At 60.5% G+C, this 16,754-nt stretch carries 10 protein-coding genes and 1 pseudogene; 4 read left to right on the top strand and 7 right to left on the bottom strand.

Annotated features, from left to right (window positions below):
• Positions 1-43 precede the first annotated feature (43 nt).
• Positions 44-1,456 (bottom strand): cytochrome c oxidase accessory protein CcoG, encoded by a 1,413-nt coding sequence (ccoG, locus tag AB4N33_RS07970; RefSeq protein ID WP_476456931.1) that lies wholly within the window; start codon positions 1,454-1,456, stop codon positions 44-46.
• A 195-nt stretch (positions 1,457-1,651) separates the two neighbouring features.
• Entirely contained in the window at positions 1,652-1,885 is a 234-nt protein-coding gene (locus AB4N33_RS07965; protein ID WP_460125382.1) for a DUF3203 family protein, read from the bottom strand.
• Between the two features lie 121 nt (positions 1,886-2,006).
• On the opposite strand from AB4N33_RS07965, the gene AB4N33_RS07960 reads away from it, so the two are divergent.
• Positions 2,007-2,510, top strand: coding sequence for an MgtC/SapB family protein (locus AB4N33_RS07960; protein WP_476456930.1), 504 nt, complete (start codon positions 2,007-2,009; stop codon positions 2,508-2,510).
• 151 nt (positions 2,511-2,661) lie between these two features.
• Here AB4N33_RS07960 and AB4N33_RS07955 read toward each other — a convergent pair whose 3' ends face one another.
• Positions 2,662-2,829: a hypothetical protein gene (locus AB4N33_RS07955; RefSeq protein ID WP_460125376.1), complete on the bottom strand. Its 168-nt coding sequence runs from the start codon at positions 2,827-2,829 to the stop codon at positions 2,662-2,664.
• A 206-nt stretch (positions 2,830-3,035) separates the two neighbouring features.
• Between AB4N33_RS07955 and AB4N33_RS07950 the strand changes: the two genes are divergently transcribed.
• From AB4N33_RS07950 to glgB, 3 genes are read left to right on the top strand one after another with little or no spacing between them, the layout of a single operon-like run.
• Complete coding sequence (locus AB4N33_RS07950) at positions 3,036-5,030, top strand: alpha-1,4-glucan--maltose-1-phosphate maltosyltransferase (protein ID WP_476456929.1); 1,995 nt, start codon at positions 3,036-3,038, stop codon at positions 5,028-5,030.
• Between the two features lie 40 nt (positions 5,031-5,070).
• A complete protein-coding gene (gene treS, locus AB4N33_RS07945) occupies positions 5,071-8,412 on the top strand; it encodes a maltose alpha-D-glucosyltransferase (RefSeq protein WP_476456928.1) in 3,342 nt (1,113 codons plus the stop codon).
• Positions 8,413-8,414: 2 nt separating this feature from the next.
• Entirely contained in the window at positions 8,415-10,646 is a 2,232-nt protein-coding gene (gene glgB / locus AB4N33_RS07940) for a 1,4-alpha-glucan branching protein GlgB (protein ID WP_460125367.1), read from the top strand.
• A gap of 268 nt (positions 10,647-10,914) precedes the next feature.
• On the opposite strand, the gene AB4N33_RS07935 is transcribed toward glgB, so the two are convergent.
• The 4 genes and pseudogenes from AB4N33_RS07935 to AB4N33_RS07920 form a co-directional block, all read right to left on the bottom strand.
• Positions 10,915-11,982, bottom strand: coding sequence for an autotransporter domain-containing protein (locus AB4N33_RS07935; RefSeq protein WP_460125364.1), 1,068 nt, complete (start codon positions 11,980-11,982; stop codon positions 10,915-10,917).
• 322 nt (positions 11,983-12,304) lie between these two features.
• Positions 12,305-14,859: pseudogene (locus tag AB4N33_RS07930) on the bottom strand (autotransporter family protein).
• A 260-nt stretch (positions 14,860-15,119) separates the two neighbouring features.
• Entirely contained in the window at positions 15,120-15,920 is an 801-nt protein-coding gene (locus AB4N33_RS07925) for an endonuclease/exonuclease/phosphatase family protein (RefSeq protein ID WP_460125359.1), read from the bottom strand.
• Positions 15,921-15,992: 72 nt separating this feature from the next.
• Complete coding sequence (locus AB4N33_RS07920; RefSeq protein WP_460125356.1) at positions 15,993-16,751, bottom strand: PIG-L deacetylase family protein; 759 nt, start codon at positions 16,749-16,751, stop codon at positions 15,993-15,995.
• Between the last annotated feature and the right edge of the window lie 3 nt (positions 16,752-16,754).

Genomic DNA, 16,754 nt, shown 5'->3' with positions numbered 1-16,754 from the left:
GGAGCGGGCTTGCCCGTGATAAGCCGCACCGCAGTCTAAAGGATCAACGATTCATCGGCGCAACAAACCGGCTCTTCGCCACGCTTGCTATTTCAGGCTCGTCGCTGTCCGCCACCCTGAAGCTCAGGGCCTGGGAACTGCTGGTCGCCCGCTCCGTGGTCATCACCACCGACACCGGCACATCGACAATCTCGCCAGCGGCCAGGCTCAGCTCGGTCTTGCCCTGCAACTCGAAACCCTCGCTGTCGACGAGGCTCAGTATGTAGCGCTGGCGCTGCTGGGTCTTGTTGATCACTTTCAGGGTGTAGATGTTCTCGATCTGTCCCTGGCCGTTTTCGCGGAACAATCCACGATCCTTGGTCACGTCCAGCGATACCATCGGCCGTTCGGCCAAGGCGAATACCAATGCGCCGATCATCGCCACCAGCACCAGCGTGTACCCGATCAGGCGTGGCCGCAGCAGGTGCGTCTTGCCACCCTGCAATTCTCGTTCGGAGGTGTAGCGGATCAGTCCGCGCGGGTAGTTCATCTTGTCCATGATCGAATCACAGGCGTCGATGCAGGCCGCGCAGCCGATGCATTCCATTTGCAAGCCGTCGCGGATATCGATGCCGGTAGGGCAGACCTGCACACAGAGCTGGCAATCGATACAGTCGCCCAGGCCCACCTCGGCCGGCTTGACCTCGCGTTTGCGCGGGCCACGGTTTTCACCGCGGGTTACGTCGTAGGAGATGGCCAGGGTGTCCTTGTCGAACATAACGCTCTGGAACCGTGCATAGGGGCACATGTGGATGCACACCGCTTCACGCAGCCAGCCGGCGTTGAGATAAGTAGCGCCGGTAAAAAACAGTACCCAGAACAGACTGACACCCCCGGCCTGGAAGGTCAGCAGCTCTTCTGTCAGCGGGCGGATCGGAGTGAAGTAGCCCACGAACGTCAGGCCGGTTACCAAGCTGATTGCCAGCCAAGCCGTGTGTTTGGCCGAGCGTCGAATCAGTTTGTCCAGGCTCCAGGGCGCCGCCTGTAGTTTGATCCGCTGGTTGCGTTCGCCTTCGATGACCTTTTCGGTCCACATGAAGACCCAGGTCCAGGAACTCTGCGGACAGGTGTAACCGCACCAGACTCGACCGGCGAATACCGTAATGGCAAACAGGCCGAATGCGGCGATGATCAGCAGCCCTGACAGCAGGATGAAATCCTGCGGCCAGAACGTCGCTCCGAAGATGTGGAATTTGCTTTCGGAAAGATCCCAAAGCACAGCTTGGCGATCGCCCCAGTTCAACCAGGCGGTGCCAAAGAACAGCAGATACAAAAAACCGGCCCCCAGCAGGCGCAGATTTCGGAATCTGCCGGTGAAACTGCGGGTGTGGACCAGGGTGTCGGTGGACTTGGCCTTTATCTTCGAAGGTGAAGGCTCAAATGTTTCAATGGTTCGGACGGGGATTCTATCGCTCATGGTCTTTCGCTCATCAGCCTCCATCAGGCCGAGTGACTATGAGCGGGGAACTGTTTGCATAACAGACTCAGGTCTTGCAATAAAAAGCGGATCAGATGGATGCGCTGCGTTGGCCTGCGACAACATGAAGCATTGAGTGCAACGGCACGCGGGCGCCTATACCAGACACCCGCGCGGGACGTTGATGCAGGTCACTTAAATAACCGAATCACTGTCCGTGGCCTTCAAGTGTCGGCGACCATCCTCCGCGCCTGCAACGGTCAATGCGTCGGCTTCTGCTTCGGTGATGTAAATACGCTGGCCGTTGACATCCACAGCCGACATCGCCTTGGCGCCGTCGGTGATGACCGTCACGTCGGAACACAGGCGAATTTCCTCGCCGTTGTCGGTGGTGAAAAAACAGGTCTGGTTTTCGATGCGAACAGTCATGGGGAGATCCTTTTTCGGCGGGTTCTACAGTGTTAGGGCTCTACGCGCCGTCATCGTTCTGTGCAACTGATTAATGGTCGGTGTGGTCCATCCCCTATCAAATCTTCACAAGGATTACGCCATGGATGCCTGGTGGCATGAAGTCTGGGTCACCCTGCAAGCGGAGTTCGCCGACATCGGCGATGCCGCGCAGCTGACACGCATTACCGTCAGATTGCTGATCGCTGCGCTGTTGGGCGCCATTCTTGGTTTCGAACGCGAACACAAAGGCAAAGCGGCCGGGGTTCGCACCCACATGCTGGTGGCGCTGGGCGCAGCGCTGTTTGTATTGGTTCCACAAACGGCCGGTGCCCAGGCCGACGCCATGAGTCGTGTGGTGCAGGGCGTCATCGCCGGTATCGGCTTTCTCGGCGCCGGTACCATCCTGAAAAACCAGGAAGGTGACGAAAGCCACGTCAAGGGCCTGACTACCGCCGCCGGTTTGTGGATGACCGCCGCCATCGGGGTTTCGGCGGGTTTGGGCAGAGAAGCGACGGCCGTGTTCAGCACGATATTGGCACTGGCGGTGTTCAGCGTGATGCCGAGAATCGTGGCCAGGTTCGATAAAGACAAGGACGCTCCGTGACACGGCTGACACCACCCTTGTAGGAGCGAGCTTGCTCGCGATGGTCGTGAACGATGACGCTGGCAGTCAGGTCCCCCGCGGCGCCTGTGAGTCCATCGCGAGCAAGCTCGCTCCTACAGGGTGACTATGTGTCTTCGTGGAACGGCGATCATCATCCCGGCGCAACAATGACTGGCGGCATCGTCCTCGGTGGTTCTTCCACCGGAGGCGGCGTCGTGCCGGGTGGGTCTTTCTCGGGAATCGGCTGCGGATCGGTCGGGGGAATGGTCGGCTTATCGATGTTCGGATCGGGTGTTTCAGCCGGGATTGGAATACTCATGGTTCAAGCCTCCGGTGGCACATGGCGTGAGTCGTGCTTAAGTTGATTGACCGCCGGTGACGTGAATTGATTCCGCTGCAATTGGCCTGAACTTTTATCCGGGCGTGTCGCTCGGAACCTAAGTGAGTTCATTTCGGGGCTGACGCCTTCGCGCGAAGGCCGGTCCTGCACGAGAGCGTCCATGGGGCGTACAGGAGAGAGGCTCGATGACTGGTGAGAAACCGACAGAGCTGAGCTACAACGCTCATATGCCGCTGTCGCAGGCGTTGCTGATGCCGCGAATCGCGATTGAAGACACCATGCCGACGCTTGATGGCGGGCAGTTTGCCGTCAAGGCGGTGGTGGGCCGGGAGGTGGTGGTCACCAGCAAAGTGTTCGCCGACGGGCACGACAAGCTGGCGGTGCAAGTGCGCTGGCGGGCCGAGGGGGAGGAGATCTGGCAGCGCGAGTCGATGAAGGATATTGGCAACAACGGCTGGCGTGGCCAGTTCACGGTGCACACCCAGGGCCGTTATGTGTTCTGCATCGAAGCCTGGATCGATCAGTTCGCCAGCTTTTGTTACGAACTGCAAAAGAAGCACATGGCTGCCGTCCCTGTCAGTCTTGAATTGCAGGAAGGCCGCAATATGGTCCAGCACGCGGCCGAACGCGCCGATGGGCCGCTGAGCGAAGCGCTGGCGGCGTTGCACCATGAACTGGCAGGGTTGCTCGAAACCGAGCAGGTCGCCCTGTTCTTGCAGCCACGCAGCGCTGATCTCATGGCCCAGGCCGACCACCGTCCCTACCTGAGTTTCAGTCAAGAATTTCCGCTGGATGTCGAGCGTGAGCTCGCCGAGTTCGCCAGTTGGTACGAACTGTTTCCCCGCTCGATCACCGACGATCCTGCGCGTCACGGCACCTTCAATGATGTGCATTCCAGGCTCCCGATGATTCAGGACATGGGCTTCGATGTTCTGTATTTCCCGCCGATTCACCCCATCGGGCGCAGCTTCCGCAAGGGACCGAACAACTCCCTGACCGCTGGGCCGGACGATCCCGGCAGTCCTTATGCCATCGGCAGCCCGGAAGGTGGGCATGAGGCCATTCATCCGCAACTGGGCACCCGCGATGACTTTCGCCGATTGGTGGCCGCTGCTCGAGCGCATGGCCTGGAAATCGCCCTGGACTTCGCCATTCAGTGCTCCCAGGACCACCCCTGGCTGCAGCAACACCCGGGATGGTTCAACTGGCGGCCGGACGGCACCATCAAATACGCCGAGAACCCGCCCAAGAAATACCAGGACATCGTCAACGTCGACTTCTATGCCGCCGATGCAATCCCGAGCCTGTGGACCGAGTTGCGCGACATTGTGGTGGGCTGGGTCGAGGAGGGCGTCAAGATCTTCCGAGTCGACAACCCCCACACCAAGCCCTTACCGTTTTGGCAGTGGCTGATTGCCGATGTCCGGGCGCTGCATCCTGAGGTGATTTTCCTCGCCGAGGCCTTCACCACGCCGGCAATGATGGCCCGTCTGGGCAAGGTCGGTTACTCGCAGAGCTACACCTATTTCACCTGGCGCAATACCAAACAGGAGCTGGCCACCTATTTTGCCGAGCTTAACCAGTCGCCGTGGCGCGAGTGCTACCGGCCGAATTTTTTCGTCAATACGCCGGACATCAACCCGGCGTTCCTGCACGAGTCCGGTCGGGCCGGTTTCCTCATCCGTGCCGCGCTGGCGACCATGGGGTCCGGCTTGTGGGGCATGTATTCGGGCTTTGAACTGTGCGAATCCGCGCCGGTGCCAGGGAAGGAGGAATACCTCGACTCCGAGAAGTACGAGATCCGCCCAAGGGACTTCAACGCGCCGGGCAACATCATCGCCGAGATTGCCCAACTCAACCGCATCCGTCGGCAGAACCCGGCCCTGCACACCCACCTCGGCCTGAGGATCTACAACGCCTGGAACGACAACATCCTGTATTTCGGTAAGCGCAGCGCCGACGGCAGCAACTTTATCCTGGTAGCGGTCAGCCTCGATCCGCATAACGTCCAGGAGGCCAACTTCGAATTGCCGCTCTGGGAAATGGGCCTGGCCGATGACGCCAGCACCCAAGGTGAGGATTTGATGAATGGCCACCGCTGGACCTGGCACGGCAAGTATCAGTTCATGCGCATTGACCCGGCGTATCAACCGTTTGGTATCTGGCGGATCACGGTCTAGATAAGGTCGCGGCGTTTCTCGGATTCAGCAGGAGTTTCACATGGCGAAGAAACCCAAGGCAGCCACGTTCATCAAGGACCCTCTTTGGTACAAGGACGCGGTGATCTATCAGGTTCACGTTAAATCCTTTTTTGACTCCAATAACGACGGCATCGGCGATTTTCCTGGCTTGATCGCCAAGCTTGATTACATCGCCGAGCTCGGCGTCAACACCATCTGGTTGCTGCCGTTCTACCCGTCGCCGCGCCGTGATGATGGCTATGACATCGCCGAATACCGCGGTGTGCATCCGGACTACGGCACGCTGGCCGATGCTCGGCGCTTCATCGCCGAAGCGCACAAGCGCGGCCTGCGGGTGATCACCGAACTGGTCATCAACCACACGTCCGACCAGCATCCCTGGTTCCAGCGCGCTCGCAAAGCCAAGCCGGGTTCGGCCGCTCGGGATTTTTACGTGTGGTCCGATGACGATGGCAAATACGACGGCACGCGGATCATCTTTCTCGATACCGAGAAATCCAATTGGACCTGGGACCCGGTCGCCGGCCAATACTTCTGGCACCGTTTCTATTCCCATCAGCCGGACCTGAACTTTGATAACCCGCAGGTGATGAAAGCCGTGCTGTCGGTGATGCGCTACTGGCTCGACATGGGTATCGATGGCCTGCGGCTTGACGCCATTCCCTATCTGATCGAACGGGACGGCACCAACAACGAGAATCTGCCCGAGACCCACGACGTCCTCAAACAGATCCGCGCCGAGATCGATGCCAACTATCCTGACCGCATGCTGTTGGCCGAAGCCAATCAATGGCCGGAAGACACTCAACTCTACTTCGGCGACACCGACAAAAACGGCCTCAATGGCGACGAATGCCACATGGCGTTCCACTTTCCGCTGATGCCGCGCATGTACATGGCGCTGGCCCAGGAAGATCGCTTCCCGATCACCGATATCCTGCGCCAGACCCCGGAAATCCCCGCCAACTGCCAGTGGGCGATCTTCCTGCGCAATCACGATGAGCTGACCCTTGAGATGGTCACCGACAAGGAACGTGACTATTTATGGAATTACTACGCGGCTGACCGGCGCGCGCGGATCAACCTGGGAATTCGCCGCCGCCTCGCGCCGTTGATGGAGCGAGACCGCCGACGTGTTGAACTGCTAAACAGCCTGCTGCTGTCGATGCCCGGCACGCCGACCCTGTATTACGGCGATGAAATCGGCATGGGTGACAACATCTACCTCGGTGACCGCGATGGCGTGCGTACTCCGATGCAGTGGTCAATTGACCGCAACGGCGGTTTCTCCAGAGCCGATCCGGCCAGCTTGGTGCTACCTCCGATCATGGACCCGCAATACGGTTACCTGTCGGTCAACGTCGAGACCCAGGCCGGCGATCCGCATTCGATGTTGAATTGGACGCGGCGCATGCTCGCGGTGCGCAAGCAGTCGAAGGCGTTCGGGCGCGGCACCCTGAAAATGCTCTCGCCGAGCAACCGGCGGATCCTGGCGTATACCCGTGAGTACACGGCAGATGATGGCAAGCAGGAAATCATCCTGTGCGTGGCCAACGTGTCGCGCAGCGCCCAGGCGGCAGAGTTGGACCTGTCGGCGTACGTGGGCATGGTGCCGGTGGAAATGCTCGGGGGTAATGCTTTTCCGCCCATCGGCCAACTCAATTTTCTCCTGACCCTGGCGCCTTATGGCTTCTATTGGTTCGGACTCGCATTGGAGAATCAAATGCCTTCCTGGCACGTCGAACCGGCGCAAAGCCTGCCGGACTTCACCACCCTGGTGCTGAAAAAACGCATGGAAGAACTGCTCGATACGCCGTCACGCGCGACGCTGGAACAGGGCATCCTGCCGAGCTGGTTGCAGAACCGACGCTGGTTTGCCGGCAAAGATGCCGCCATCGACAAGGTGAACCTCGCCTATGGCGTGCGTTTCGGGGATGCGCAGCATCCGGTGCTGCTCAGCGAAATTGAAGTCACCAGCGGCGGGCAGACCAACCGCTATCAACTGCCATTCGGCTTTATCGCCGACGATCAGCTAGGCCCGGCGTTGCCTCAGCAGCTGGCGTTGTCGCGAGTGCGGCGAGGGCCGCAGGTGGGGTTGATCACCGACGCGTTCACCCTGGAAAACTTCATCCGCACCGTCCTCGCCAGCATGCAAGACAACAAGGTATTGCCTTGCAATGACGGTGAAATACGCTTCGAGCCGACCTTTGAACTTGCCAGGCTGGGACTTACGAATGAGTCCGAGGTGCGTTACCTGTCGGCGGAGCAGTCCAATAGCTCAGTGGTGATTGGCAATAGCCTGGTGCTCAAGCTGATCCGCAAAGTCGCCTCGGGCGTGCACCCGGAACTGGAGATGAGCGCCTATCTGACAGAGGCGGGCTTTGCCAATATTTCGCCGCTGCTGGGCTCCGTGGTGCGTCGCGATGAGAAGGGCGAAGACAATCTGCTGATGATCGCGCAGGGCTACCTCAGTAATCAGGGCGATGCGTGGGAGTGGACCCAGAACAACCTGGAGCGGGCGCTGCGTGACGAGCTGGCCGGCGCCATGTCTGAGCAGGAGCAGCATTACAACGCGCTCGGTGAGCTGCGCGATTTCGCCGGCATGCTGGGTCAACGCCTGGGAGAGATGCATCAGGTGCTGGCGGCGCCCACTGACAATACGGATTTTTCCCCGCAGATCACCACGGCCAAGGACGCCCAGGCCTCTGCCAAGGACGTCGCCGCGCAAGTGGAGCGCGCGTTGGTATTGCTCAAACAGCATCAAAATGAACTGAACCCTGAGGACCAGTCACTGGTCAGTCATCTGCTGGACAACAGGAAGACCATCCTTGCGCATGTACAGGCACTGGGGAAACAGGCCGCGGGAGGCTTGCGCATCCGTGTACACGGCGACCTGCACCTGGGGCAGGTGCTGGTGATCAAGGGCGATGCTTATCTGATCGATTTCGAAGGCGAGCCGGCACGGCCATTGGTCGAGCGGCGCGGCAAGCACAGCCCGTACAAGGATGTGAGCGGCGTGCTGCGCTCCTTCGATTACGCGGCGGCGATGGCGATCAACGTGCACAACGTCGACAACACCGAACAAGCCCAGGCTGCACGGCAGCGAGTGGCCGAGCGTTACCTGAATGAAGCCAGGCAGGCATTTATCGACGCTTATCGGCTGGCAGCAGCTAGTCTGGGACATGCGTGGCAAGATCCGGGAGGCGAGGACGCCGCGCTGGCGTTGTTCGGTCTGGAAAAGGCGGCGTACGAGGTGGCCTACGAGGCAGAAAATCGACCTACCTGGTTGCCGGTGCCATTGCACGGTTTGTATGGATTATTGAATGGGCTTAAACCCTTTTCCGATCTTGGTGGAGAGTAGTCATGAGTTTCTCGAACAAGGAACAGGGGCACGCCACTAGGGCGTCATTGCCAGGATCGCGGGAGATCGACGCTTTGGTGCGCGCCGAACATCAGGATCCTTTTTCCATTCTCGGCCCCCACGGCGACGGTGCCGGCGGTCAATTCATCCGGGCTTATCTGCCCGACGCCTTGAGTGTTCAGGTGTTGAGCAAGGAGACCGGCGAAGAGCTGGGCGCTCTCCAGGCCACTGACCGGCCCGGGCTTTTTGTCGGGCATTTCGAACGGGCACAACCGTACCTGTTGCGGATACGCTGGGCCGGTGGTGAACAGGTGACAGAAGATCCTTACAGCTTCGGCGAATTGCTGGGCGAGATGGACTTGTACCTGTTCGCCGAAGGCAATCACCGCGACCTCAGTGCCTGCCTTGGCGCGCAACTGAAGAATGTCGAAGGCGTTGATGGCGTGCGTTTCGCCGTATGGGCGCCCAATGCCAAGCGGGTTTCGGTGGTCGGCGACTTCAACAACTGGGACGGACGTCGCCACCCCATGCGCCTGCGTCATCCCACGGGTGTCTGGGAGTTGTTCATTCCTCGCCTGGGGGCCGGTGAAGCCTACAAATACGAAATCCTTGGGGCTCATGGCATCCTGCCGCTCAAGGCTGACCCGATGGCCCTTGCCACTACCTTGCCACCGGACACGGCGTCGAAAGTGGCGGCGCCCCTGAAGATCGACTGGCAGGATCAGCAATGGATGCAGGCACGGGTGGAGCGCTCGCGCCCCAGCGCCCCCCTGTCGATCTACGAGTTGCACGCCGGTTCCTGGCAATGCGAGCTGGATGAGGCGGGCGAGGTGTCTCGCCAATACAGTTGGCGTGAGCTGGGTGAACGGCTGATCCCGTACGTCAAGGAGCTGGGTTTTACCCATATCGAGCTGATGCCGATCATGGAACACCCTTTTGGTGGTTCGTGGGGTTACCAGTTGCTCTCACAATTTGCCCCGAGCGCTCGCTACGGCACCGCGGATGAATTCGCCGAATTCGTCAATGCCTGCCACCTGGCTGACATTGGCGTGATCCTGGATTGGGTGCCGGCGCATTTTCCCACCGATACCCATGGCATGGCCCAGTTCGACGGCACCGCGCTGTACGAATACGGTAATCCGCAGGAAGGCTTCCACCAGGATTGGGACACGCTGATCTACAACCTGGGCCGCACCGAAGTGCACGGCTACATGCTGGCCTCGGCGCTGCACTGGCTCAAGCATTTCCATGTCGACGGCCTGCGCGTCGATGCAGTGGCGTCGATGCTTTACCGCGACTATTCACGCAAGGCGGGTGAGTGGGTGCCTAACCGTCACGGCGGTCGCGAGAACCTGGAGGCGATCGATTTCCTGCGTCACCTCAACGACGTGGTCAACATCGAAGCGCCTGGTGCGCTGGTCATTGCCGAAGAATCTACGGCCTGGCCTGGCGTCAGTCAGACCACACAGCAGGGTGGCCTGGGCTTTGACTACAAATGGAACATGGGCTGGATGCACGACTCGCTGCATTACATCCAACAGGACCCGGTCTACCGCGCCCATCATCACAATGAGCTGAGTTTCGGCCTGGTGTACGCCTGGTCAGAACGCTTCATCCTGCCGATTTCCCACGACGAGGTGGTTCACGGCAAGCACTCGCTGATCGACAAGATGCCCGGCGACCGCTGGCAAAAATTCGCCAACCTGCGCGCCTACCTCAGCTTCATGTGGGCGCATCCGGGCAAGAAACTGTTGTTCATGGGCTGCGAGTTCGGCCAGTGGCGCGAGTGGAACCATGACCAGCAACTGGATTGGTATCTGCTGCAATATTCGGAACACCAAGGCGTGCAGAAGCTGGTGGGTGACCTCAATCAGCTGTATCGCACGGAACCTGCGCTGCACGATCAGGACGACGTACCGCAGGGTTTCCAGTGGCTGATTGGTGACGACGCGATCAACAGCGTCTACGCCTTCCTGCGCTGGAGCAAGGACGGGCGGCCTGTACTGGTCGTTGCCAACTTCACCCCGGTGCCGCGTGCGGAATACCGCATTGGTGTGCCAATTGCCGGGCGTTGGAATGAGGTGATCAACAGCGATTCCTCGACCTATGCCGGTTCGAATTACGGCAACGGTGGCGGGGCATCGACCGAAGAAGAACCGAGCCATGGGCAAGCCTTGTCCCTGGTGCTGAACTTGCCGCCGCTGGCGGTGTTGATCCTGCGACCGGAGGGTTGAGTCGATCCCGTCGCGAGCAGGCTCGCTGTAGGAGCGAGCATGCTCGCGATGGTGGCCCAGGCACCGCAGGGCGTCAGGTGCCCAGCGTCATCGTTGGCGACCATCGCGAGTAAACTCGCTCCTACAGGGGGAATGCGGGCAACTGTAGCAGCGAGCTTGCTCGCGATGGTGGCGCGGACACTGCGGGGTATCAGGACACCAGCGTTATCGTTGACGTCTATCGCGAGCGTGCTCGCTCCTACAGTTTGTCCGCATAGGCAATGGTCCCTCACCACCGCATCCGCACCCCCAAACTGCCAATCAACCCATTCAAGTCATTGTCATCGACATCACTGCTGTAGTCGGCGCTGACGTAAAGGCTCACGACCGGCGTGACCCGCGCCACCAGGCCCAATCCCACTTCGACTGTGGACGACTTGCGGCTGCTGCTGATCTTGTCGACCTGATCCAGGCTGACGGTATTGCCGGTGTACACGGTGTGCCAGACGTTGGTGCGCACGTAGGGTTCGAATCCGAGGCCGTTGATGTCGTAGCTACCTTTCAATCGGGCACCAACCCGTCCGCTCCAGGACGTCATATCGCTGGACGAGGCGTTACCGGACCCCGCGTAGGGTGTGTCCAGAGTGATGCGCTGGTTGATCAACTGCGCTTGCGGTTCGACTACCCAGTTTTCACTCAGGCCAATCGGAAAACCACCTTCAACCGAGAGAGTCACTGCACTGCCTTCTGTTGCCTGTCGCGCCCCTTGCTGGTTGCGGGTGAAGCCGTTGACGCGGCCACCACTCGCGGTCAAATCAACGTGCCAACCCTGGGGCCCGGTCAGGCTCCAGTAGGCGCCGAGGCTCTGGCCTTGCAGGTTCAGTGTGTCAGCGTTGGGATCGGACAGAGCGCGATTGGTCAGCGGGCCGTTGCCATTGCCCAGAATCTGGTTCAGGCCACCGATCAGGCCGACCTGCTGGACGTGGCCGCTGCCGCTCTGCAAGGTCACAATCGCCGGGCCCTTGTGAGCGTTGCTGCCGGACAGACTGCTCCCCTGGGACTCATAGTCCGTCTGGGCCTGGCGGGATGCCTGCCCGTAGAGTTGATCCCAGGCCGAGGGTGAGGCGTCTTGAGTGGTCAGGCCGGAACTTCGCGTATCGGACGCGGCGCTGAAATGGCCGGGATAGCTCATCGCAACTGAGGGCAAACTGAGTACACGGACCTGCTGGTCGTACCAGGGAGTTGTCTCTTCCTCGGCAGGTGAAGCCTGCACTTCCATGGAGGAACACAGCAGGAGTGAACTCGAAACTGTGCAGAAAGTGACTTTAATCTCTTGTTGGGTGAATGAAGTTTTCATGGAGGTCTACCTTGCAATCGCATGGGGTATCTCGCTGTGGCGTCTCTCCTACCCCGAACGAGGGGCGACCGAATGGAATGGGGCAAGCCGCTGGCCGCCCGTGTTCACGGGTGTCTGGTGGGGTGCCCCTGAGGTTACTTCGGGGGTAGTACGTGAAGCTAAGAAGACCGCTGTGTGTGCGTCAAGAAAATGGCCGATAAGTGGTATGTGATTTTTAGCGATTGCAACTGGCTGATTTATATCCTTGGCCTAAGTTCTTGTTTGTCGGGAAAACCGTCGTGACTTCCGCAGGCTAGAGGGGTTCGCCCAGCAACCTGGGCGTTCACCAACTGACCCTCACACCCAGATTCGCTTGAGTTGCACGCTGCTGATTACTGTCAATATTGCTGCTGTAGTCGGTGCTGGCGTAGACACTCACGGCCGAGGACAGGCTCACTACGACCCCAACGCCGAGATCCAGCGATGATGATCGCTGCTCGCTGGTGATTTCATCGGTGCCGGCGAAGGTCACCGAGTCCTCGCCTTCGAGGGTGTGCCACAGGTTGGCACGCAAGTAGGGCTCCACTGGCCGGCCACTGAGTTCGTAAGCGCCTTTCAAGCGCGCACCGACACGCCCCGTCCAGGCACTGTCGGAGTCAAATGAGACATGTGACACACCGTCGTCCTGGCTGTCGAGGCTGACCTTCTGGTAGATCGCTTGCACCTGGGGTTCGACCACCCATCTGTCGCTGACTGAAATCGGATAGCCAACTTCGGCTGACAGGGTGGTGACATGGCCTTTATTGTCGATCTTCAGACCGCGATCAGACTGGTTGTCACCGTCCAGGCGGGTGTACATGGCCACGGTGTCCAGGTACGCGCCAGCGTTGTCGATCAGTGTCCAATAAAGACCAACGCTGTCGGCCCTGATGTCCACTTCGCCTGCGTGCTTGCCTTCGAAGCCGCCATTGAAACCGTCGACATCGCCGCGCAGGCGGCTGTGGCCGACGAAAAAACCTGCGCGCTGAGTCTGGCCGCTGTCCAGTTGGGAGGCGAACACGTCTGTGCCGGCCTGGAAACCATAGACTGAGCCATCGAGGCGGGGCGTGACGGACCCGGCCCAGGTCTGGTCGAAATTGTTGCCGTAGACTCGGCCCCAGCCGGCACTGAGGAGGCCGGTCTGGTTGAGCAAGCGCTGGTCACCCTGGCGATCATGGAAGGTACCCAGTGCGTCGATGGCCAACTTGCGGACGCCGGCGGCATGACCGACCACACCGGAACTTCCGGTCTGTAGGTCGGGATGGGCGCGGCACCTGGCTGCACGGTAGGCAACACGGGAACGACGCCCGCCACTGCGGCGACGACCGGAACCGGTACCACCGGCTCGACGGTGGGTGGCAGCGTCGGGTCGGCATTGGGCACGACGACGACCGGTGGGGCAACCACGGCGGAGCGCAAGTACCAGCTGTTCTCGCTACCGCGAGTAATCCCTCCCTTGAACAGGTTGTAATCGTAGGCGCCAGCCGACACCGGGGCCTTGAGCGAAAACGCGCCATTGGCGCTGACGGCCGTCCCTTGTGCCTCGACCACCTGGATACCGTTTTGTAGGGTCAGCCCGCCAGCGCCCCCCACGTCGCTGACCGTGATCAGGGTGTTACCGGTCAGAGTGCCGTTGTTGATCACCAGTTTGTCGCTGGGGGAGGCGTCGTCACCCAACGCACTTTGCAGCCATAACTGACCGCCTGTGCCGACATAGTTGCCCTGAACCGTGAGGGTGTCACGGGTGCGGGTGTTGCCCAGCGTCAGATCGATTACCCCACTGTTGTTCAGCGTGGCCGCCAACCCCGGCGTGAACGGTGCAATACCGCCGGAAACCGATGTGAGCACGCTGCTGCCGTCAACATTGAACACGCCGGTGCCGGTGCTACTGTCGCCCAGGGCCACGATGCCATCCAGGTCGAAGCGCGAATTGTTGGTCAGGTTGAGCGTCTCCCAATTGGCGTAACGGCTGGCGCCGGAGGAGGTGGTCTGGTCGAACGTCAGTTGGTCGTTACCGGCGCCTCCATCGACATTCGGGGTGGTGGCCAGAAGGCTCTCGGTCAAATTGCGCAAGGTTGCACGATCATTGCCCACATCCATCAGGATCGCCGAGCGGATGATCCCGCCACCGGCCCATATCAGGGTGTCATCGCCCGCGCTGGCACGGATTTCACCGACGATCTCCCCCCCCGTCACGGTGATGCTGTCGTTGCCGCCGCTGACGCTGACATTGCCCCCGATTTTCCCTCCGGAAACGACGATGGTGTCCCGGCCGAAACCGGTGACCAGGTTGCCCAGGATGGTGCCGCCCAGTAGCTCGAAAATGTTGTCATCGAGTTTCATGTCGACCCGGCCGATGGTGCCGCCAGTCATCCTGGCTTCGTCGCCATCTTCGAACGCGCCGGTGATCGTGCCGGCGGTCATCAGGAAGCGGTCATGGCTGTCGCCTTGGGACAAAGCGCCGATCGTCCCGCCATTCATGATGAAACTGTCCACGCCGCTGCCTTGGGAGACCGCGCCAGTGATGGTGCCGCCCGCGATGGTCACGGTGTTGGTGCCGTCACCGACATTCAGCACACCGTTGATAAGGCCGGAGTTCATGATCACCGTGTCGGCGCCTGCGCCGAAGATCACGCCATTGATTGAGCCCGTGCCGTTGGCAGGAAGCGTCAGGGTGTTGTTGCCCGAAGTATCGGTCAACGGGCCACTGGTGCCGCTGTCGCAGGTGTAGTTGTCGTTACCGGCCGTAGGCGCCAGCGTGCAAGCCGCCGACGTCATCCGGGACTCGCCGGCACACAGCAACACAGTGAGAACGCAGCCTGAATAGCGGCACGCAGGCCGTAGCGTCGATAGGGTCATCATCGTCTCCACGCATCGGTATGCGCCTGATCCCGCCACTCCTCCGGGGAGTCGCGTCGTTTCAGGCGCCCATGGCAGCGCGAATTGACGACAAATGCAGCACCCTGCTGAAAACCCTGGCAATACTTGCGCTACGATCCCGTCCGTTCGAGCCATCGATACGGACGACTGCACCGTAGCAACAGATTCGACCGCCGGCTACTGTCATAAATAACAGGTCGAGGCACTTTTTTTGGAGAGAGCCGCCCGGCGATAACGCGTTACAAATGCACTTCGACCGCCAGCGGCAGGTGGTCGGAGAGGTGTGTCCACGGCTTGTTGCCCAATATCCGCGGCTCGTGACTGCTGGCATTGCGCAGGTAGATTCGGTCCAGGCGCAGCAGGGGGAACCGCGCCGGGTAGGTTTTGGCGGGGCGCCCATGGTGGCGCTCGAAGGCTTCGTGCAGATAGTCCCGGCGGGCCAAGGCAGCATTGCCTTGCAACTGCCAATCATTGAAGTCACCGGCAACGATCACCGGAGCCTGCTCGGGCAGGGACTCCAGCAACTGGCACAGCAGCTCCAACTGCAACTGGCGGTGGCTTTCCAGCAGGCTCAGGTGCACACAGATGGCATGAACCTCGGTGTGGCCCGGTACATCGAGAACGCAATGCAGCAGCCCACGGCGTTCGGGGCCGGTGATCGACACATCGAGGTTGCGGTATTCGCGAATCGGGTACTTCGACAGCAATGCATTGCCGTGGTGGCCGTTGGGGTAGACCGCATTACGGCCGTAGGCGAAATCGCTCCACATACTGTCGGCGAGGAATTCGTACTGAGAGGTTTGCGGCCAATCGTTGAACCGCGAGGAATGGCGCTCGTGTTCGCCCACCACTTCCTGCAGAAACACCAGGTCGGCTGACGTGCTGCGTACCGCCTCACGCAATTCCGGGAGGATGAAACGCCGGTTGAATGCGGTGAACCCCTTGTGGGTGTTGACCGTCAGCACTCTGAGTCGATGAACCACCGGGGGCGTGTTCAAAGACGCCGGTTCGACTGACTGCGGCTTGGAATCACTGGTCACTTTTGCTCCTGAATCAGGGTTGCCTATGCATGCGACTGACGCGCGGGCAGGCAGTTCACTTCACATGCGCGCTCAAACGAAGACGATTTCATACGGCAGGCGCATACGCTCCAACAGCACCGGCGGCAGCATCGGCGGCAGGCCGACCGCGGGCTCGCCGTCGAGCTGGCTGGCGTAGGCGTGGGTCGCGTGGCTTTTGCGCGCCACCGTCCAGGTATCCAGCCGAAGTTTGCGCGCACGATGCCAGGGAAACAGGCCGCTTTCGCGTGTAGGCCAGTGCCAGGCCCAGACCGGCACTTCATTGAATGCAGCGCCCACCTGTGCGGTGGCGCGGGCGCTGGCGCGTCCCACCGCATCGTGGTCGACATTGCCATCTTCACGCCAGGTGCTGAACACCACGTCGCCCGGGCGCAGGTAACGGGCGATGAACTCGCTCAACTGCTGCTCGCGTTCAGCCAAGGCATTGTCGGTAAACCCGCCGCGAATCCATTTGAGGCTATGCATCGGCAAGCCAAGGCGGCGCAGGGCTTCGACACTTTCCTGCGGGCGGAACACGCTCAGGCGTCTTTCCGACCATTGCTGCGAGCCGGGATGACTGGCGCTGCCGTCGGTGATCGAGATCAGTTGCAGTGGATGACCCAAGGTGCTGAGCAATTGCAGGAGGCCACCACAGGTGACCACTTCATCGCCGGGGTGCGGGGCGATCACCACGGCGCGCGCGCCAGGTGGAACCAGGGTGTGAGTGTTGATGACCGGAACATTTTCCAGCTGGGGCGCGGTGTTCCAGATCTGGGCTGACAGGCTACCGTCGAGGAGGGAGAGAGGATTCATCAG

The organism is Pseudomonas sp. S1_E05, assembly GCF_056337105.1.
This window is presented reverse-complemented; position numbering and strand designations above follow the sequence as displayed.